Genomic DNA, 16,704 nt, shown 5'->3' on the forward strand with positions numbered 1-16,704 from the left:
CGCAGCAGCGGATACTCTGGACGCAGTGATTCTCATCCATTGCCTTTGATGTCCAGCAGTCCGCAGTTCCCGTCATTCCAAGCAGGAACGGTGATTCCGCGTGTCCCGGAGGGGAACCCAGCCATGGGTTCCCCTCCGTCCCGCACCCCTACCGGAACCACCCTCGGGAGCCATCTTGAAACCCACCACCCCTCCTTCCGCTGCCACCTCCCCCGGCCAAGCCGCCCTTCGGCCTGACTGTTCACAGTGTTTTGCATTGTGCTGCACGGCCTTCGGGTTCACCCGGTCCGCGGACTTCGCCATCGACAAACCGCCGGCCACGCCATGCCCCAACCTGGCAGCGGACTTTTCCTGCACCATCCATGACCGGCTCAGGCCCCGCGGTTTTGTTGGCTGCACGGTCTTTGACTGCTTCGGCGCCGGCCAGGCCGTCAGCCAGCGGCTGTTCGGCGGCACCAGCTGGCGGGAGGACCCCGCATTGGCGCCGGATATGTTCGCGGCCTTCAAAGTCCTGCGCCAGCTGCACGAAATGCGATGGCTCCTTGGCCAGGCGGAAGCGAAGGCCTACGGCCCGGATACTGCCGGGGATGTGCGCCACCTGCAGGCCATGGTCCGGGAAGTTGCAGAGGGTCCCATCGATGTCGTCCTGGCCGCCGACATCGGATCCCTGCACATTCAGGTAGGCGACGCACTGCGCGGGGTCAGCGAGGAGGTCCGCGCGGGCTACTTCGACGACGGCCCGTGCCTGGGCTGCCTGCAGCCTGGTGCGGATCTGGCGGGAGCAGACCTACGCGGCGTGGCGCTCTGCGGCGCCAACCTTCGCGGCGCGTGCCTGATTGCCGCGGATTTCCGGGGCGCGGACCTTGCCGCGACGGACCTGCTGGGGGCCGACCTGCGGGATGCGAGGTTCGACGACGCCGACCTCACCGACACGCTCTTCCTCACCCAGGCACAAATTACCGCCGCCCGCGGCAGCGCTTCCACCCGTCTGCCCGCCGGTCTTGAGCGGCCCGGCCACTGGCTGGGTGCGGGCAGTGCATCCCCGCCCGCACCATGGAAGCTTCTTGACAGCGGAGATTGTTAGCGCTGACAGTTGGAGGAAACCGACCCCAAGCGAAAGCCATCAATGAAGAACTGGGCAGGAAACCTCGAATACTCCTCCGCGGACGTCCGGCGGCCGGAATCCGTAGCGGAACTGGCGGACATCGTGGCGGCCGCCCCCCGGGTCAAGGCCCTGGGTTCCCGGCACTCCTTCAACCGGGTAGGTGATACCGACGGCCTGCACGTCCTCCTCGATGCCCTGCCGCAGCAGGTGGAACTGGACGCAAACAAGGGCACCGTGCGCGTCAGTGGCGGGGTGAGCTACGGGGCGTTGTGCCGGACGTTGGAGGAGTCCGGGGTTGCCATCCACAACCTGGCCTCGCTGCCGCACATCTCGGTGGCCGGTGCGGTGCAGACCGGCACGCACGGCTCCGGGGTGGACAACCCTTCACTTGCCGGCGCCGTGGAGTCCATCGACCTGGTCCGGGCCTCCGGCGAGCAGGTCACGCTCACCCGGGCGGACGGGGACGAGTTCCTTGCCAGCGTGGTGGGCATCGGCTCCCTGGGCATTGTCACCGGACTGGAGCTGGCCGTGCGTCCCAGTTTCAGGATGCGCCAGCGCGTCCTGGAGGATCTTCCGTGGGACAACGCCCTGGCGGATTTCAGCACCATCGTGTCCAGCGCCTACAGCGTGAGCCTGTTTACGGACTACGCCGGCGACAGGATCAACCAGGTCTGGCTCAAGGCACTTGATGAAGAGCAGCCGCTCGCCAACCTGTTCGGCGCCACCGCCGCCCTCAACCCGCGGCACCCGCTGCCGGACATGTCGGCCGAGAACTGCACGGCACAGCTGGATGAACCGGGGCTGTGGCTGGACCGGCTGCCGCACTTCCGGCACGAATTCACACCCAGCAACGGCGACGAACTGCAAAGCGAGTTCATCCTTCCCCTGGAGCACGCCCCCGCCGCCCTCCAGGCGGTCCGCAGCCTGGCCGGACAACTGGCACCACTGCTCTTCGTCTCGGAAATCCGCACGGGCGCGGCAGATGAGTTCTGGCTTAGCCCGTTCTACCGGCAGCAGAGCGTGGCCCTGCATTTCACCTGGAAACCGCTGCAGCCGGAAGTGGAAGCCTTCCTCCCGGTCCTGGAAGAGGCCCTCCGGCCTTTCGGGGCCCGCCCGCACTGGGGCAAGCTGTTCACCCCGGAAGGACACGACTGGGAGACGCTGTACCCGCGCTTCGCCGACTTCCGTTCCTTTGCCGCCGGCCATGATCCGGACGGTAAATTCCGGAACGCACTCCTGGACGGCATCCTGGGCGTCCCAGCCCGCCGCTAGCCACCGCCGGTACGCTGGAGGCATGACTTTCCGCGCCGCCGTCGTTACCGCCGCTTCCCTGTCCACCGCCCTGTTGCTGCTGACCGGATGTGGTGCCGTGGAGGAGGCCGCCGGCAACGCGGCCAGTGACGCCGCCTCCAAGGTTGCCTCGGCCGCCGCCCAGGAGGTCAACCGGCAAATCTGCGCGGTGGTACAGGACGGCCTGGTCAGCGTGGAGGACCGCCAGGTGCTGGGAGGCCTCGTCTCGGCAGCACGGACAGCAGGGGTTCCGGCGGAAATTACGACGCCGTTGGGCCAGATCGCGGAGTCCGGCGACCAAGTGCCAACAGAGTCCGTCCGGGCCCTCAAGGATGCCTGCCAGGCCTGACGGGGAAGCCTCGTTTTACCCCTTTAGCCGGCACCGTCTTGGTGCTACGGTGAAGTGACGAACTAGTAAGCCTGTGATACTAATTCACGCGCGAAGGAGATCGTCATGGCAGAACGCGGCAACACCACCCATGGCCAGAATCTGGATGACCAGATGAAGCATGAAACGCAGGGGGTGGTGCACGGAAACCAACCGCCCCATGCGGAGGAATGGCGCGAAACAGAGCCCTTCCCCGATGACACGGATCCCGCGGAGGTGCAGGAAGCCTTGAATCCTGTGGCGGCACCAGACCCTCTCGACGACGAGGAGGGGGAACAGTGACCACCAGCCTGCAAAAATACGCAGACCTGTACCGCCTCCCCGGCCCCTGGTGCACCGCCTACGTGGACGCCGGAACCGGAACGGTGGACAGCCTGGAAGCCGGCGATGTCCGCCCCGGAAACACCCGGGCCCAGCTTGAAGCACAGGGTGCAGCGCCGGCTGACGTCGACGCCATGGAACAGGCCCTGAAACCTGCAACCGGAGTGCCATCCCCCGTGTCCAGGTTCGTCCTGGTCCATGGCGGAAAAACTGAACTCAATGAGGTGCTTCCCGGCGAACTCGTCCTCCCGGAGCGGCTGGCAGTGGACCCCGTCCCGGACCTGCTCCCGCTGCTGAAGCACCAGCCCGAGGAGTTTGCCTACATCGTGGCTGAAGTCAGCCGCGAGCATGGGGAAATCCGGCTGTACCGCGCCGGCGCCGGTGCACCCACCAGCGTTCAGGAAGTGGAGGGTGAGTCCGAGCACATAAAGAAGTTCCAGGGCGGTGGCTGGTCCCACCTGCGCTTCCAGCACCATACGGAGGACGTCTGGCGCCGGAACGCAGATGAAGTGGCAGGCGAAATCGACCGGCTGGCGGACAACAGCGGTGCGCGGCTGATTGTTCTCGCCGGCGACATCCATGCCCGCGGGCTGGTGCAGGAGCAACTTTCCAAAGCTGCCCAGGCACTGGTGTCCATCGTCGATTCCCACACCCACACCGCCGGGGCGGACAGCAGCAACCTGGAGGACCAGGTCAGCCAGCGGGTGGCCGAGGTCTGGGCTGAGGAGCAGCAGTCGGTGATGGACAGGCTTGCGGTCCAGGAGGGCCAGGCGAATCCGGAGGCGGCCCATGGTGTTGGAGCCGTGGTCCACGCACTCCAGCAGGCACAGGTGGATGTCCTGATCCTCGATGACGCCGCCTTGTCCCAGCGGACCATGCTGGCACTGGATGCCGAACCGTGGATTGCCACCGCCAAGGAGGAAGCCCTGGCGGCGGGAATCCTTGGTGAAGTTCCGGCCCCTGCCGCCCTGTTGCGGGCAGCAGCCCTCACTGACGCCCGTGTTCTCCTGGTTCCCGGGCCGGTCCTGCCGAAGGGCGTCGACGTGGCGGCACTGCTGCGCTGGTCCTCGGGACCGGACGTCCCGTCGTCGTAATAGGCCATACGGCCCCGTTCCTGGAAGAACCCAACGAGTGGAAGGTGACCATGAGCACTGCAGATGAAAACCGTGATGATGTCCTCGACACCGTGATAGTCCCGGAGGAGGATGCGCTTCCGAACCCCACCCGCACCGGCCACGGCAAGATGCCGGAGGACGTGGACGACGACGATTACCAGCGGGCCGTCGAACAGGAGCGGGTTGCGGCGGGCCTGGCTGATTATGCGCCGGACGACGTTCCCCCGGCAACGGATCCCTTGCCCCCGGAGGCAGCCGATGCCGCCGACCTGGCGCAGCGGGGGCTGCTGGAGGAAGAGCAGGAAGACAAGAGTTGAGTAGAAGCAGTGGCCGGTCCGAAAGGTCCGGCCACTGTTTTTTCCTGCTGATGATTCCGGCCGGACCGCCGGGTCCGGCAAGGAGTTCAGTTCTGGCGGGGCTGGTCCCAGCTCCGCGCGCCGCCTGCCCGCCCGGCCTGCGGCCGGTGCGCGTGCCCGTGCCCGGCCCGGTGTTCGGGCGGGGCAAACGGGACAACGCCGGTATCGCGGCCCGGTGGTACTGCGCGGACAAACTTCGTCAGCTCCTCCCGGAGTACATTCCAGGCAATCTCCGGGTCATCCGGATAAGCGTTGACCTCTGCCTTCCGTGCGGCTTCAACGGCGGCAACGCCGGCATCGGTGAGCTCCACCTTCAGCTGCCTTCGGTCCGAAGCGTGGCGCATCCTGGTGATGAGTCCGGTGGCTTCAAGCCTCGTGAGGACCCGGCCCAGCGTCTGGCTTTGGACCCGGATCGCGTCGGCGAGCTGTTCCTGGTTCAGTGGGCCCCCCATCAGGCCTTCCAGTGCAATAACAGCGGCACGGGTGAGGCCAAGGGGGGCCAGTGCATCGTCCTGGCGCCGCTGGATCAGCCGCGCCGCCAAAGTGATAAGGCGGTAGCTGCTCCGGGCGTCCGGATCGAGATTGCTGGTCATCGGCCGCGGCCTTCCTGTAGGTGGCGAAGTGCTGGTCACCCTGCGTCGCTACACTCCTACAATAAGCATGCTTAGCAACCTATTCGCAAGTAGGCTTACTATCCATCCGCCCCGCCGGCCCCGCATCAGGCGCCACCAACTTCAAACAGCAGGGCACTACCTCTTGCAATCGAAATGAGAAGTGTGCTTAGTATCTAATTAGTAACCTTGCTTACTAAGTTGCCAGCACTGCTGGTTCTTGTTCGCCAGCTAGCCCTTTCTGAAAGAGAGTGATGATGACAGAGAACCAATGGCCCCAGACTCCGCGCACCACCGCTGACCCGGTCGTCGTCGATCCTTACGGCGCAACCGAGGCAGCACCAGGCCAGGCCTCCTACACGGGGACCTCAGCCGACACCTCCAAGACCCAGGCGGCAAAGGAAGAGGCTTCCAACGTTGCCGGTGAAGCTGCATCTGCCGCCCAGGGAGTAGCCCAGACGGCCAAGGGCGAGGCCGCGAACGTGGCACACGAGGCCAAGGCCAACGCCCAGGACCTGCTCCACCAGGCAAAGTCGGGCCTGACCAGCCAGGCCGGCACGCAGCAGCAGAAGGCCGCCGAGGGCATCCGGAACATTTCCAGCCAGCTGCACAGCATGGCCAGCGCACCGGACCAGCAGGGCATGGCCAGCGACCTCATCCGGCAGGCAGCCGAGCGCACGTCCTCCATGGCCTCCTGGCTGGAGAACCGGGAGCCCGGTGACCTCCTGAACGAGGTCCAGCGGTTTGCCCGCAACCGGCCCGGAACTTTCCTGCTCCTCGCCGCCGGCGCCGGCGTCCTGGCAGGACGCCTCACCCGCGGCCTCACCGCAGGCGCCCCCGAATCACAGGGGCAGGTCGGGGCTTCAGGCCAGCAGGGCTTAGGCCAGCACCGCGCCGTGCAGTCACCGCCGGTAGCGCCCCTGCACCCGGAGACTGTGTACGCAGCCGGAACTGATGACCTCTTCGCTGAGCCGACTGTAGCCAGCGGTGCCCCGGTTTCCACCAGCGCCCTGCCCTCGGGTACCGCCGAGGAGACCCCGCTTCGGTTTGATGACGACCCCTACCGGGCCGAAAACGGCGTCTACAACGACGACGAGCCGTTCGGCAGCGAAGGCACCTCCGGCACCGGCCGCCGCGGAACGGGTGGTCTGTGATGAGTAGCCAGATTCCGGAGATGCCGCCGAGTGAGGCGCATATGAAAGCCGACAACGCGTCCCTGGGTGAGTTGCTGGGGGACGTGACCCGGGACCTGTCCACCCTGATGCGTCAGGAAGTGGAACTGGCCAAGGCCGAAGCGAAGCAGTCAGCCACCCGGGCAGGGAAAGGCGCCGGCATGCTCGCCGGCGCCGGCGTGGGCGGCCACTTCGTCCTGCTCTTCCTCTCCCTGGCCCTGATGTGGGCCCTCGGGGCCATCATGCCCCTGGGCTGGTCCGCGCTGATCGTCGCCGTCCTCTGGGCCATCATCGCCGCGGTCCTGGCCTCCATCGGCCGCAAGGAACTCAAGCAGATCAAGGGCATGCCCCAAACCGGGGAAACCCTCTCAGAAATTCCCCCAACCCTAAAACCAGGTGAGGTAAACCGATGAGCGAAAACCCTGACGTCATCCGCGCAGACATAGAAGCCACCCGGGCACGGCTGGGCACCAACGTGGACGCCGTAGCGGACAAAGTCACCCCGTCCAACATCGTCCACCGCCAAACCGACAAAGTAAAAGACGCCGTGACCGGGGTGAAGGAGAAAATCATGGGAGCAGCAGACACCGCCACCACCAAGGTCCACGACACCACCTCCACCGGCGCCGGGCACACCACCAACGCCATGCACTCCGCCGGCGACAGCCTGCACCAGGCACAGGACACCGTCTCGGCCAAGCTCAGCGACGCCGGCCAGGCCGTCTCCGCAGCCCCGGACCAGGTCAAAGCCAAAACCGCCGGCAACCCCCTGGCCGCCGGGCTGATCGCGTTCGGCGCCGGCATGCTGGTCTCCTCACTGATCCCGGCAAGCCAGAGGGAACGCGAAGCCGCGGACCAACTCAAAACCGCGGCCCAGCCCCTGGCCACCCAGGTCACCGACGCCGCCAAGAACATGGCCCAGGACCTGAAGGAACCAGCCCAGGAAGCCATGGAAAACGTCAAGGCAACCGCCACCGACGCCGCCCAAAACGTCAAAGCCGAAGGCCAAACGGCCGCCGCCGACGTCAAAGACCGCGCCACCGACGCCAAAGACAACGTCCAAAACACCTAAACCGCGTGGGTAACCACGCACCATGGCAAAGCCGGATCCGCACCCTGCGGACCGGCTTTGCTGCTGTCAGGCCTGAAGTGGCCGCCAGCCAGCCCCGGCTAGCGTTTGCCCTTCTTGCGTGAGCCGCGGCCGCGGCCCTTGTCAGGGTTGGGCGCATAGCGCTGGGCCACCTTGGGCGCCTTCTTTGCACCGGTGCCCCGGCGGTCAGGCTTGGGTTCCTTCTTCACCTTTTCAGGCTGCGCTGACGGCTGGCGCGAGCTCTGGGCGGTGCGGCCACGTACGATGCCGATGAATTCCTCCAGCACCTCATCCGTTGCCTCGGTGGGCCATGCCAGCGCGATTTCGGTTCCGTCCGCCCCGCTGAGCCTGCGCGCCACCGTGTCTTTGACGTTGAAGTGGCGGACCACCGACATGGGCAGGATCACCAGGCCCGCGCCGGCGGCAACCACCTGGAGCGCCGCCTCGGGCCCGCCCAGGGCGGCAACGTCGAGGAACGCTTCCTGCTCCAGGTCGGCGAGGGCCACTTCCTCGAATACGGAAATCTCGTGGCCCTTCGGTGCCGCGACTACGGGCTGCTCCTCATAGAGGGGTATGGCGCTGAGGCCGTCCCGCTCGATGGGCAGGCGGACGAACGCCATGTCCGCCTGCCCATCCCGGAGCGTCCCAAGCTGCGCGCCGTCGTCGACCATAAATGCTTCAAGGGGAATATGGGGCATCCGCTCTTCCCAGCGACGGATCCATTTACCCGGGGTGACCCCGGCTACATACGCGATGCGAAGCACCCGTGGGGCCGCCTCGTCAGGGGTGGCGGGGGCGTCAGGCGTGGGGGCATTGTCGGCGGGCACGTCTTCACAGTACCCGCCGCCCGGATACCCTTGAAGCATGACCTCTGCAAACTCCCAGTCCATGAAGCCGGCCACCGTTGCCAAGAAACTTGGCATCTATCTCCCGGCCACGCCGCAGGAGTTCCAGGATTCAACCATCAGCCGCGAGGAGTTCGCCGAACTTCAGGCCAACCCACCGGAATGGCTGGCGGAGCTCCGCCGCAACGGCCCGCACCCCCGCCCCGTGGTGGCTCAGAAGCTGAACGTGTCCATCAGCGGCCTGGCCCGCGGCGGCGTGGAGGAAGCGCTCACGACGGCGGAAATCACCGCGCTGCTGCAGGCTCCGCCGCAGTGGCTGGTCACCGAACGCGCCACGCACGCGGCCGTCCGCGCCGAGGCACAACGGGTCAAGGAAGAGGCCGCGAAGAAGCAGGCCAAGAAGGACCGTGCCCAGGCTAAATAGCAGTCAGTCCTGATGGATCTGGATGTAGTTGCCGCAGCCGTCTTCAAACACCGCACTGGTCCCGAACGGGTCCGTGGTGGGTGGAGTCTTGAAACTGACTCCGGCGGCCACGAGCCGGTCGTACTCGGCCTGGACATCGGGAACACCGAAGACAATCGCGGGAAGTCCCGCCTCACGCACAGCGTTCATGTAGTCCGCCCCGATCGGGTTGTCGCTGGGTTCAAGGAGAAGACCTGCTGAGCTGCTGTCGTCCGCTCCCGGGTCCTTGATGATGTAGAGGTTGTACTCCGGCATGGCCATGAGCGTGTCAAAGCCGAGGGTTCCAGTGTAAAAGGCGTGGGCCGCGGCGGGGTCCTGGACGTGGATGCTGCACATTTTCAGTCGCATGCCTTCACGCTACCGCCCGCCGCGGCTTCGTGGCATTGCCTGCTTCCCCCTTTTGGCCCCCATTGACGCTCCGCCCGGAAGACGGTCCAATGGAAGGACCAGCCCGGGCTCGCCGGCCGGATCTGGTCCTTCCATTGGATGCTGGAGGCGCAGGATGTCAGTCGTGGTGGAGTCCTTGATGCACGGACTGCTCCAGGGTGCGTGGGCGGTCCTGCTGTGCGGCCCCGTGCTGGTGGCCAGCGTGGCCGCCACCGTTTTTGTTGTACGACGCCGGGCCCTGGCTGCCAGAGGCAGCGCGCCCACAGGCAGCGCACCGGACGGCGGGGACCAGCTGTTCTGGGATCTCTTCCTGGGTTCCTGCGTTGCCCTTCCTGCGTTGTTGATCCCCGCCCTGGTATCGCCGTGGGCGGGACTGGTCCTGGCCGGGGCGGCTGCTGCGTCGGGCGTCGCGGCCTACCGCGGCAGCCCCAGGTTCCTGGCCTGGCGCGCCGCCCGCAACGAAGAGCGGCAGCGGCTTTCTGCCCACGAAGCTGCCGGGGTCCGGCACGACGAACTTCTGCGCCGGTGGCGGGGCTACGAACTGGACCCGGCGTGCAGCATCGACTACCCGGCACTGACCGACGTCCGGCTGCCGGAAACGTCGGCCCTCAATAAAGGCCATGCGGACCGCGGAGCAGCTGCGGACTGCCACGCACAAGGGTTACCCGGACGCCGTCGGAAGCCTGGCAGCATCCCTGGCTGCGGCGGAACGGGCAGCCGGGATTCCCGCCGGAGTGCCCGCTGAACCGGCGCGCTGACGTTAACTGCTGTGTCGCGGGCGTTGGTTCGGCACGGAGGCCCGGCGATAGCATCCGAGGATGAAGCCTGAAGACGTGCCTGTCCACGATCAGTACGGCCGGCTGCTGGAGGACCGCGGAGTCTGGCGCCAGGCCACCACCCTGGAGGCCGCCGGCGAACTGACGGCCCGCTGGCTGGAGGGCGGGAGTTCGTACCAGCCGGGCCATTTTGCCGCCGGCTCCGACGACGAGACCAAGCCGATCGCCGCGGCCCTGGCGGAACTGAACCGGAATGGACTGTTCACCAAGGAATCCCAGCCGGGAATCCGGACGGGCGATGCTGCACAGCGGCAGTACGTGACCGGCTTCTGCAGCGCCGGCACGGCAGGCAGCTTACTGGCGCTGTCCACCCGCACAGAACTGGTGACCGTGGCCCATGCACCCGGCGAAGCAAGCAGCGCTGCCATTCCCGTGACGCTCGCCGGACCGGAGATCACCACGGTGCTCGGCTCCAGTGAAAACCCGGTGGAGGAGGATCAGATCCGGGACTGGGCGGATGAGACCAACGATGCCCTGGCCCTCCTGCTCGCGGACTCCTGGTATGTGGAAATCCTTGATCCGGTGTGGGGGCGCAATGACGTACTGCTACCGGCAGTGCTCGCGGCACTGAAAGGGGCGGAGCAGCCGTAGCTGCCCCGCCCCGTTCGATATCCGGCCTTACAACTCCACGGTGCCGCTTTCGCCAACACTCATCCGGCTGTTGGTGACCTTTGCCTTCACCCACTGCAGTACCGTGGCGGCCGTGCCGCCCGGGCTGGTCCAGTACTCGGCAGAGTCCGAATCGATGCGCAGCAGGCACACCCCGGGGGTCTCCGGGCCGTCGGGGAACCAGGCTTCAACCGCCTGGTTCCACAGTTCATGGATCTTGGCCCGGTCCGTGACCACCTCGGCGGTTCCGGCCACGGACACCCATTCGGTGTTCTTGCCAAAGGCGACGTTGACACGCGGATCAGCCCGGACATGCGCAACCTGGGACGTGCCAAGGCCCGTGAAGAACCACATGTCGCCGTCGTCCTTAACTTCCTGGACGGCCAGCGGCCGGCTGACGAGGGCGCCTTCTTCGTTGATGGTGGTGACCATCCCGATCTTGGAATCGTTGATGATGTCAGTAACCTTGCTGATGCTCTGGGCGTCAGTCATGCCTCACCTCGTTCGTCGAAAGTCGGGGACGCTCCCCGCCGCCAGCCTATTAGTAAGCATGCTTATTTACCAGCCGGCGGTTACCGGCACCTTCGCGACCTCGGCGATGCGGGCAGCGGTGATGCGGCCCATCCGGATGGCGCCGTCCACGTGCTGGTACCCTTCGGCGGCAAGGTCGGAGGATGACCAGTAGATGGGGCCCACCGGCGTGTGCTGGTCCTTGCCGTAGCGGTGCAGCCCGCCCAAATCGTAGCTGGAAGCGTAGGCGCCGCGGGTCCATTCCTCGGAGCCCCAGTCGGACTCGTAGTACACCTCCGGGGCCAGGGCCTCCTCACCGAGATAGCCGGCAATCGATTCCAGGATGGCCTTTTTGCGTTCTTCGGCGCTGAGCTCGAAGACGGCGTCCGCCTTCTCGTCCGACACGAAGCCCACCAGGGTGCCGCGCGGGTCGCCGTGGTTGGTGTTGTCGTAGACCTCCTGGACCAGGGCGTCAGCGCCGAAGCAGGTGCCGGAGAGTCCCTTGTCCCGCCAGAAGGGCGTGCTGTAGACGGCGTGCACCTTGATGACCAGGCCCAGGGACTGGTGCTGGTGCATCTGGTGCTGGCGGCGCGGCAGCGGCGGGTTGAAGGAGACCCGGGAGTAGAGGTTCGGCGGGACAGCCATGATCACAAAGCGGGCGTTGACAGTGGCGCGGTCCGAAATAACGGAGACGCGGTGGCCGCCGTCCGATTCAGGTTCCCAGTTGATGGTGCGCACCGGGGAGTTAAGGGTTACGTCGTCGCCCAGCTCCTGCGCCTGCAGCAGCGAGACCTGCTGCATCCCGCCCACCACGCGGCGGTCCAGGATGAAGTCCTCGTCCGTCAGGTGGGTGAACGAACCCGCGGATGCCGCCATCAGGACCGCCTGCAGGGCGGAGAAGGCATGGGCGGGTTTGGTGAGCATGCCACCGGCAATGAAGAGTCCGATGTTCCTGCAGGCTTCCTCGTTCGCCGAGTTCTGCCGCAGCCAGTGGTGGAAGGAAATGGTGTCCAGCTCCCGCGCCTTGGGATGCGCCCATGGCTCAGTCGGACCGATCTCCGCGGCCAGGCCGTCCAGCAGGGCCACCAGGCGGTCCATTTCGACGGCGGTGTCCGGGTCCACGGGGAAGGTGTCGCCGGTGTAGCGCACCGGTGCGCCGTCCGCGCCGATGTAGATGGACTCACCGTCGCGGTAGCGCGGGTACGTTTCCAGCTTCAGCTCCTGGAGCAGGTCCAGGAGGGCGGTCTGGTCCGGGGAAACCCACTGGCCCCCGATTTCGAGCATGGCGCCGTCCACGGTGTCGGTCCACGTGCGGCCGCCTACGCGGTCGCGGGCCTCCAGCACGGCGACGGTGAGGCCGGCTTTCTGCAGTTCACGGGCGGCGGTGAGTCCGGACGGCCCGGCTCCGACGACCACGACGTCTCGGTTCAGGTTCAGCATGATGTCCTCTCTGCGTCCCTCAGTGACGGGGACCACTAAATGAATGCTATTCATTTATTAGAACTATAGCCGGTGCCTGCCGGGAGCGGAAGAGCCGGATGGAATAATGCAGGGGACACCGACGAAAGGGCAGCAATGCCGGCAGTATCAGCCGCACAGGGACGCTCCACCAGCAACGGCGGAGCACAGAGGAGGCGGGCAGGCCGACCGTCTGCGGCGGTACTGGACAAGGCCGGAATTACGGCAGCCGCGCTGGAACTGATCAGCCGCAAGGGCTACGACGGGTTGACCATGGCCGCGCTGGCAAAGGTGCTGGAGGTGGCGCCTTCCGCCCTTTACAACCACGTGGCCTCAAAGCAGGACGTGCTGCTCCTGGTCGAGGACCACCTGATGTCCCTGGTGGACCTCTCGGGTTTCGGCAGCGGGAGCTGGGAGGACGCCGTCCGGGCCTGGGCATGGAGCTACCGGGATGTCTTCGCCGAGCACACTCCACTGATCCCCGTGATCGCCGTCCTGCCAGTGACGGACGCGCCGCAGACCCTTGCCATGTACGAAACCGTCAGCAAGGGGTTCCTCGACGCCGGGTTCCCCCAGGAACGCATCATCCCCGCCATCGTGGCACTGGAGTCCTTTATCTTTGGGTCGGCGTACGACGTCACCGCCCCGGAGGACATCTTCGATTCCGGCTCCATGGCCGGGTCCACCCCCAACTTCTCCGCCGCGGTCCGCAGTTCGGCGGCCGGCCAGGAGCGTGGCCGGCCTGCCGATACCGCCTTCAGCCTGGGGCTTGATGCCCTGATCGCCGGCTTGGGCGCGCTGCGGACGTAGGAGACCGGAAGGCCCGAATCAGGCGTCCACTGCCACCACAATTTTGCCCCGGGTATGCCCCTCCATGTTCAGGCGGAAAGCCTCCGCGGACTGGGCCAACGGGAGAACCTTGGCAACCTCCACCCGAATGCTCCGGTGGTCCACCAGTTCGGCGAGTTCCTGGAGATCAGCTCCGATCGGACTGACCCACATCCAGGTGCCGCCATGCTCCTCCACCTCGCTGTCGGCGATGGATGCGTGCCTTCCACCTTCGGCCAGTGCCGCCAGGGTCGCGTCGAGATTGCCCCCGGCGAAATCGGCAACCACTTCCACACCGCCGGGACGCAGCGCGCGTACGCGGTCAGCAAGGCCGCCCCCATAGGCAACCGGCTCGGCGCCCAGGGAGCGGAGGAATTCATGGTTCTTCTCAGAGGCCGTAGCAATAACCTTCGCACCCCGTGCCACCGCGATCTGGATTCCCAGCGACCCCACCCCGCCGGCGCCGCCGTGGATAAGGACAGTCTCACCGGACGTGAGGCCCAGGCGGTTCAGGACCTGGTACGCCGTCAGCCCGGCCAACGGAAGCCCCGCTGATTCGTTCCAGCCAAGCGAGGCGGGCTTGCGGGCCAGCAGTCTTTCCGGCAAGGCGATGTACTCGGCAAAACTTCCGCCATGGACATAGTCCTTGCGGCCGTAGGCAATGACCTCGTCGCCGGGCTGGAACTGCCGGGCGTCGATACCCACGGACTCGACAACCCCCGCCACATCCCATCCGGGAATCGCGGGAAACTGCAGGTCCATGGCCGCGTCCAGGTAGCCGGCCATGATCTTCCAGTCCACCGGATTGACAGCGGCCGCCTTCACTTTGACCAGGACCATGCCCGGCCCCACCTTGGGCAGGGGCACATCGGTCAATTCGAGGACGTCCGGGCTTCCGTATTCACTGTAGGTAATTGCCTTCATGCCTTCGACAACGGCGCAACAGGACGCGGCTATTCCAGTTCTCCTTCCAGGAGTTAAGCATCACACCGCCTGTACGCACTTGTAATACAAGTACCGCACTTATATCCTAAGAGCGTGGGCGAAGGAGCCCAGTCCCCCGCTTCCAGGAGTACTCATGAGCACCGTCGATCTGATCCGGCACGTCAAGCTGTCCACCGCCCGCCTTCCCCTGGCCGTTCCCATCAGCGACGCCAAGGTCTTCACGGGCCGGCAGAAGCCGATGACCGAGGTGGTCTTCCTGTTCGCGGAAATCACCACGGAGCTGGGGCACTCCGGCATCGGTTTCAGCTACTCCAAGCGTGCAGGCGGCCCCGCCCAGTACGCCCATGCCAAGGAGGTCGCCGCCGGCCTCATTGGCGAGGACCCCAATGACATCGCGAAGATTTACACCAAGCTGCTCTGGGCGGGCGCCTCGGTGGGCCGCTCCGGTGTCGCCACCCAGGCCCTCGCCGCCGTCGACATTGCTTTGTACGACCTCAAGGCCAAGCGCGCCGGGCTGCCGCTGGCGAAGTTCCTTGGCTCCTACCGCGACTCGGTGCGGACGTACAACACGTCCGGCGGGTTCCTGAACGCCACCCTCGACGAGGTAAAGGCACGGGCCACCCAGTCGATCCAGGAAGGCATCGGAGGCATCAAGATCAAGGTGGGCCTCCCGGACAGCAAAGAGGACCTGCGACGCGTAGCCGGGATCCGCGAACACATCGGCTGGGACGTTCCGCTCATGGTGGACGCCAACCAGCAGTGGGACCGCGCCACCGCCCTGCGGATGGGACGCCGGCTCGAGGAATTCGACCTGGTCTGGATCGAGGAGCCGCTGGACGCCTACGACTTCGAAGGCCATGCCCACCTGGCTCAGGTCCTGGACACGCCCATTGCCACCGGCGAGATGCTCGCCTCCGTCGCTGAGCACAAGGGCCTCATGAACGCCAACGGCTGCGACATCATCCAGCCGGATGCCCCGCGGGTGGGCGGCATCACCCAATTCCTGCGCCTGGCCGCCCTCGCGGACGAACGCGGGCTGGGCCTGGCACCGCATTTCGCCATGGAGATCCACCTCCACCTCGCGGCGGCTTACCCCCGCGAACCCTGGGTGGAGCACTTCGACTGGCTGGATCCCTTGTTCAACGAGCGGCTGGAGACCAAGGACGGCCGCATGATCGTCCCGGACCGCCCCGGACTCGGCGTCACGCTCAGCGAGCAGGCCCGCGCCTGGACCACCGAGAGCGTGGAGTTCGGCGCGTAATCTTGAGCCATGAGCCGGAACCTCACCGCGGACCTTGCCGCTGACCTTCGCAACCGCATCGTCGACGGCGTGATCCAGCCGGGCGAGAAGCTGCCCAGCGAGAACACGCTCATCAGCGATTTTGGCGTCAGCCGTACGGTGGTCCGCGCCGCCCTCACCCGGCTCCAGGCTGAGGGGCTTGTCGAGACCGAGCGCGGGCGCGGCAGCTTCGCCCTCACTCCCCCCACGGACGGGCCTCCTGCGGTGGCGGGCGGCCGTCCGGTGGCCAGCACCGAAGACAGGCTGCACCTGCTGGCATTCCGGATGGGAGTGGAAACGGAAGCTGCCGCACTGGCCGCGCAGAACCGCACCGACCGGCAGTTGCGGGCCGTCAGCGCGGCGCTGGACGCCTTCAGCGACAGTGCGGACCATCCCGCCCATGCCATGAAGTCGGATTTTGAGTTCCACCGGGCAGTGGCGGCGGCGTCCGGCAACCCCTACTACTCCGACTGCCTTGCTGCACTGGGGCAGACCATGATCTCCATGCCGCGCACCCGGCTGATGACCGGAGCCGAACACTATGCCCGCGACCACTTCGAGCAGGTGGTGCTGGAGCACCGCTCCATCCGGGACGCGATCGCGGACGGTGACCAGGCTGCCGCGGCGGCCGCGATGCGCAGCCACCTGGCCAACTCACGACGCCGGTTCAAGGCTTCGGCGCGCCCGTAACCCTCGTGCCGGAGCAGCAAGGCAAAAACCTAAGCTTGTTCGCGGATCCGAACCTTCAAGGCCAGGATTCGCGAACAAGCCCAGGACCAGCGGTCAGAGATTAAACAGAAGAGCCCCGATCCTAAGACCGGGGCTCTTCCAATTGCGTGCGCGAGGGGGGATTTGAACCCCCACGCCCTTTCGGACACTGGCACCTGAAGCCAGCGCGTCTGCCGTTCCGCCACTCGCGCGCAACTTCTTCCACTCGACCGGTCCGGTTTCCCGTTCCGCGCCTCGTAAAAGCAGCGAGATCAAGCATAACGGACAGATGCCGCAAATTACCAATTGGCCCACTTTGCCCCTTCCACGTGCCCCGAACAGCGGCTCAAAGGAGCCGGATTACCAGCCCAAAACTGACCCCCGGAGC

General features: G+C 66.2%; 21 protein-coding genes and 1 tRNA gene. 15 read left to right on the forward strand and 7 right to left on the reverse strand.

Translation table 11 applies throughout. The annotated features are described in order from the left end of the window. Nucleotides 1–175 precede the first annotated feature (175 nt). The 6 genes from QFZ60_RS20240 to QFZ60_RS20265 all read left to right on the forward strand — a co-directional run bounded on the left by QFZ60_RS20240 (nucleotide 176) and on the right by QFZ60_RS20265 (nucleotide 4,536). On the forward strand, nucleotides 176–1,084 hold the full coding sequence (locus tag QFZ60_RS20240; protein WP_307092814.1) for a pentapeptide repeat-containing protein: 909 nt from the start codon (nucleotides 176–178) through the stop codon (nucleotides 1,082–1,084). A 42-nt stretch (nucleotides 1,085–1,126) separates the two neighbouring features. Continuing rightward, a complete protein-coding gene (locus QFZ60_RS20245) occupies nucleotides 1,127–2,377 on the forward strand; it encodes a D-arabinono-1,4-lactone oxidase (RefSeq protein ID WP_307092815.1) in 1,251 nt (416 codons plus the stop codon). A gap of 22 nt (nucleotides 2,378–2,399) precedes the next feature. After that, nucleotides 2,400–2,744, forward strand: a complete 345-nt coding sequence (locus QFZ60_RS20250) for a hypothetical protein (protein ID WP_307092817.1) — start codon at nucleotides 2,400–2,402, stop codon at nucleotides 2,742–2,744. A gap of 105 nt (nucleotides 2,745–2,849) precedes the next feature. Beyond that, nucleotides 2,850–3,065 carry a hypothetical protein gene (locus QFZ60_RS20255; protein WP_142118705.1) on the forward strand — a complete coding sequence of 72 codons (216 nt, stop codon included), beginning with the start codon at nucleotides 2,850–2,852 and terminating at the stop codon, nucleotides 3,063–3,065. Next, nucleotides 3,062–4,198 carry a Vms1/Ankzf1 family peptidyl-tRNA hydrolase gene (locus QFZ60_RS20260; protein WP_307092819.1) on the forward strand — a complete coding sequence of 379 codons (1,137 nt, stop codon included), beginning with the start codon at nucleotides 3,062–3,064 and terminating at the stop codon, nucleotides 4,196–4,198. Before QFZ60_RS20255 ends, QFZ60_RS20260 begins: the two co-directional genes overlap by 4 nt. A 50-nt stretch (nucleotides 4,199–4,248) precedes the next feature. Continuing rightward, nucleotides 4,249–4,536, forward strand: a complete 288-nt coding sequence (locus QFZ60_RS20265) for a hypothetical protein (RefSeq protein WP_307092821.1) — start codon at nucleotides 4,249–4,251, stop codon at nucleotides 4,534–4,536. 86 nt (nucleotides 4,537–4,622) lie between these two features. On the opposite strand, the gene QFZ60_RS20270 is transcribed toward QFZ60_RS20265, so the two are convergent. Beyond that, on the reverse strand, nucleotides 4,623–5,168 hold the full coding sequence (locus QFZ60_RS20270) for a MarR family winged helix-turn-helix transcriptional regulator (RefSeq protein WP_307092822.1): 546 nt from the start codon (nucleotides 5,166–5,168) through the stop codon (nucleotides 4,623–4,625). A 275-nt stretch (nucleotides 5,169–5,443) separates the two neighbouring features. On the opposite strand from QFZ60_RS20270, the gene QFZ60_RS20275 reads away from it, so the two are divergent. From QFZ60_RS20275 to QFZ60_RS20285, 3 genes are read left to right on the forward strand one after another with little or no spacing between them, the layout of a single operon-like run. Continuing rightward, nucleotides 5,444–6,340, forward strand: coding sequence for a hypothetical protein (locus tag QFZ60_RS20275; RefSeq protein WP_307093408.1), 897 nt, complete (start codon nucleotides 5,444–5,446; stop codon nucleotides 6,338–6,340). Next, complete coding sequence (locus QFZ60_RS20280) at nucleotides 6,340–6,771, forward strand: phage holin family protein (protein ID WP_307092823.1); 432 nt, start codon at nucleotides 6,340–6,342, stop codon at nucleotides 6,769–6,771. The genes QFZ60_RS20275 and QFZ60_RS20280 overlap by 1 nt, the downstream gene beginning before the upstream one ends. After that, a complete protein-coding gene (locus tag QFZ60_RS20285; protein WP_307092825.1) occupies nucleotides 6,768–7,430 on the forward strand; it encodes a DUF3618 domain-containing protein in 663 nt (220 codons plus the stop codon). The genes QFZ60_RS20280 and QFZ60_RS20285 overlap by 4 nt, the downstream gene beginning before the upstream one ends. 98 nt (nucleotides 7,431–7,528) lie before the next feature. Here the strand turns inward: QFZ60_RS20285 and QFZ60_RS20290 are convergent, their stop codons facing one another. Next, nucleotides 7,529–8,350: a LysR family substrate-binding domain-containing protein gene (locus QFZ60_RS20290; RefSeq protein WP_307093410.1), complete on the reverse strand. Its 822-nt coding sequence runs from the start codon at nucleotides 8,348–8,350 to the stop codon at nucleotides 7,529–7,531. Here QFZ60_RS20290 and QFZ60_RS20295 point away from each other — a divergent pair. After that, nucleotides 8,313–8,717 carry a DUF5997 family protein gene (locus tag QFZ60_RS20295; RefSeq protein WP_043448684.1) on the forward strand — a complete coding sequence of 135 codons (405 nt, stop codon included), beginning with the start codon at nucleotides 8,313–8,315 and terminating at the stop codon, nucleotides 8,715–8,717. The genes QFZ60_RS20290 and QFZ60_RS20295 overlap by 38 nt on opposite strands. Nucleotides 8,718–8,720: 3 nt before the next feature. Here the strand turns inward: QFZ60_RS20295 and QFZ60_RS20300 are convergent, their stop codons facing one another. Further along, a complete protein-coding gene (locus tag QFZ60_RS20300) occupies nucleotides 8,721–9,104 on the reverse strand; it encodes a VOC family protein (protein WP_307092828.1) in 384 nt (127 codons plus the stop codon). Between the two features lie 163 nt (nucleotides 9,105–9,267). Between QFZ60_RS20300 and QFZ60_RS20305 the strand changes: the two genes are divergently transcribed. Both QFZ60_RS20305 and QFZ60_RS20310 read left to right on the forward strand, forming a co-directional pair. Then, entirely contained in the window at nucleotides 9,268–9,888 is a 621-nt protein-coding gene (locus QFZ60_RS20305; protein WP_307092829.1) for a hypothetical protein, read from the forward strand. Between the two features lie 73 nt (nucleotides 9,889–9,961). After that, the gene (locus QFZ60_RS20310) at nucleotides 9,962–10,570 is read left to right on the forward strand and encodes a hypothetical protein (protein WP_307092830.1); all 609 of its coding nucleotides are present in this window, start codon (nucleotides 9,962–9,964) and stop codon (nucleotides 10,568–10,570) included. A gap of 27 nt (nucleotides 10,571–10,597) precedes the next feature. Here the strand turns inward: QFZ60_RS20310 and QFZ60_RS20315 are convergent, their stop codons facing one another. Beyond that, on the reverse strand, nucleotides 10,598–11,080 hold the full coding sequence (locus QFZ60_RS20315) for a pyridoxamine 5'-phosphate oxidase family protein (RefSeq protein ID WP_307092833.1): 483 nt from the start codon (nucleotides 11,078–11,080) through the stop codon (nucleotides 10,598–10,600). A gap of 66 nt (nucleotides 11,081–11,146) precedes the next feature. Then, entirely contained in the window at nucleotides 11,147–12,574 is a 1,428-nt protein-coding gene (locus QFZ60_RS20320; protein WP_307092835.1) for an NAD(P)/FAD-dependent oxidoreductase, read from the reverse strand. 99 nt (nucleotides 12,575–12,673) lie between these two features. On the opposite strand from QFZ60_RS20320, the gene QFZ60_RS20325 reads away from it, so the two are divergent. Next, entirely contained in the window at nucleotides 12,674–13,366 is a 693-nt protein-coding gene (locus QFZ60_RS20325) for a TetR/AcrR family transcriptional regulator (RefSeq protein WP_307092837.1), read from the forward strand. A gap of 18 nt (nucleotides 13,367–13,384) precedes the next feature. Here the strand turns inward: QFZ60_RS20325 and QFZ60_RS20330 are convergent, their stop codons facing one another. After that, nucleotides 13,385–14,308, reverse strand: coding sequence for an NADP-dependent oxidoreductase (locus QFZ60_RS20330; RefSeq protein ID WP_307092838.1), 924 nt, complete (start codon nucleotides 14,306–14,308; stop codon nucleotides 13,385–13,387). Nucleotides 14,309–14,462: 154 nt separating this feature from the next. Here QFZ60_RS20330 and QFZ60_RS20335 point away from each other — a divergent pair, with 154 nt between their 5' ends. After that, a complete protein-coding gene (locus tag QFZ60_RS20335; RefSeq protein WP_307092839.1) occupies nucleotides 14,463–15,590 on the forward strand; it encodes a mandelate racemase/muconate lactonizing enzyme family protein in 1,128 nt (375 codons plus the stop codon). Between the two features lie 9 nt (nucleotides 15,591–15,599). Continuing rightward, complete coding sequence (locus tag QFZ60_RS20340; protein WP_307092841.1) at nucleotides 15,600–16,298, forward strand: FadR/GntR family transcriptional regulator; 699 nt, start codon at nucleotides 15,600–15,602, stop codon at nucleotides 16,296–16,298. A 147-nt stretch (nucleotides 16,299–16,445) separates the two neighbouring features. Here the strand turns inward: QFZ60_RS20340 and QFZ60_RS20345 are convergent. Beyond that, nucleotides 16,446–16,528, reverse strand: a tRNA-Leu gene (locus QFZ60_RS20345). Nucleotides 16,529–16,704: the final 176 nt, after the last annotated feature.

Source organism: Arthrobacter sp. B2I5, from assembly GCF_030816735.1.
Lineage (GTDB): Bacteria > Actinomycetota > Actinomycetes > Actinomycetales > Micrococcaceae > Arthrobacter.

What these genes read in the sequence shown, in the direction of transcription:
- QFZ60_RS20245 (WP_307092815.1), top strand. Translation starts at nt 1,127, where the DNA reads ATGAAGAACTGGGCAGGAAACCTCGAATACTCCTCCGCGGACGTCCGG.
- QFZ60_RS20250 (WP_307092817.1), top strand. Translation starts at nt 2,400, where the DNA reads ATGACTTTCCGCGCCGCCGTCGTTACCGCCGCTTCCCTGTCCACCGCC.
- QFZ60_RS20255 (WP_142118705.1), top strand. Translation starts at nt 2,850, where the DNA reads ATGGCAGAACGCGGCAACACCACCCATGGCCAGAATCTGGATGACCAG.
- QFZ60_RS20265 (WP_307092821.1), top strand. Translation starts at nt 4,249, where the DNA reads ATGAGCACTGCAGATGAAAACCGTGATGATGTCCTCGACACCGTGATA.
- QFZ60_RS20270 (WP_307092822.1), bottom strand. Translation starts at nt 5,168, where the DNA reads ATGACCAGCAATCTCGATCCGGACGCCCGGAGCAGCTACCGCCTTATC.
- QFZ60_RS20275 (WP_307093408.1), top strand. Translation starts at nt 5,444, where the DNA reads ATGACAGAGAACCAATGGCCCCAGACTCCGCGCACCACCGCTGACCCG.
- QFZ60_RS20280 (WP_307092823.1), top strand. Translation starts at nt 6,340, where the DNA reads ATGAGTAGCCAGATTCCGGAGATGCCGCCGAGTGAGGCGCATATGAAA.
- QFZ60_RS20285 (WP_307092825.1), top strand. Translation starts at nt 6,768, where the DNA reads ATGAGCGAAAACCCTGACGTCATCCGCGCAGACATAGAAGCCACCCGG.
- QFZ60_RS20295 (WP_043448684.1), top strand. Translation starts at nt 8,313, where the DNA reads ATGACCTCTGCAAACTCCCAGTCCATGAAGCCGGCCACCGTTGCCAAG.
- QFZ60_RS20300 (WP_307092828.1), bottom strand. Translation starts at nt 9,104, where the DNA reads ATGCGACTGAAAATGTGCAGCATCCACGTCCAGGACCCCGCCGCGGCC.
- QFZ60_RS20310 (WP_307092830.1), top strand. Translation starts at nt 9,962, where the DNA reads ATGAAGCCTGAAGACGTGCCTGTCCACGATCAGTACGGCCGGCTGCTG.
- QFZ60_RS20315 (WP_307092833.1), bottom strand. Translation starts at nt 11,080, where the DNA reads ATGACTGACGCCCAGAGCATCAGCAAGGTTACTGACATCATCAACGAT.
- QFZ60_RS20325 (WP_307092837.1), top strand. Translation starts at nt 12,674, where the DNA reads ATGCCGGCAGTATCAGCCGCACAGGGACGCTCCACCAGCAACGGCGGA.
- QFZ60_RS20330 (WP_307092838.1), bottom strand. Translation starts at nt 14,308, where the DNA reads ATGAAGGCAATTACCTACAGTGAATACGGAAGCCCGGACGTCCTCGAA.
- QFZ60_RS20335 (WP_307092839.1), top strand. Translation starts at nt 14,463, where the DNA reads ATGAGCACCGTCGATCTGATCCGGCACGTCAAGCTGTCCACCGCCCGC.
- QFZ60_RS20340 (WP_307092841.1), top strand. Translation starts at nt 15,600, where the DNA reads ATGAGCCGGAACCTCACCGCGGACCTTGCCGCTGACCTTCGCAACCGC.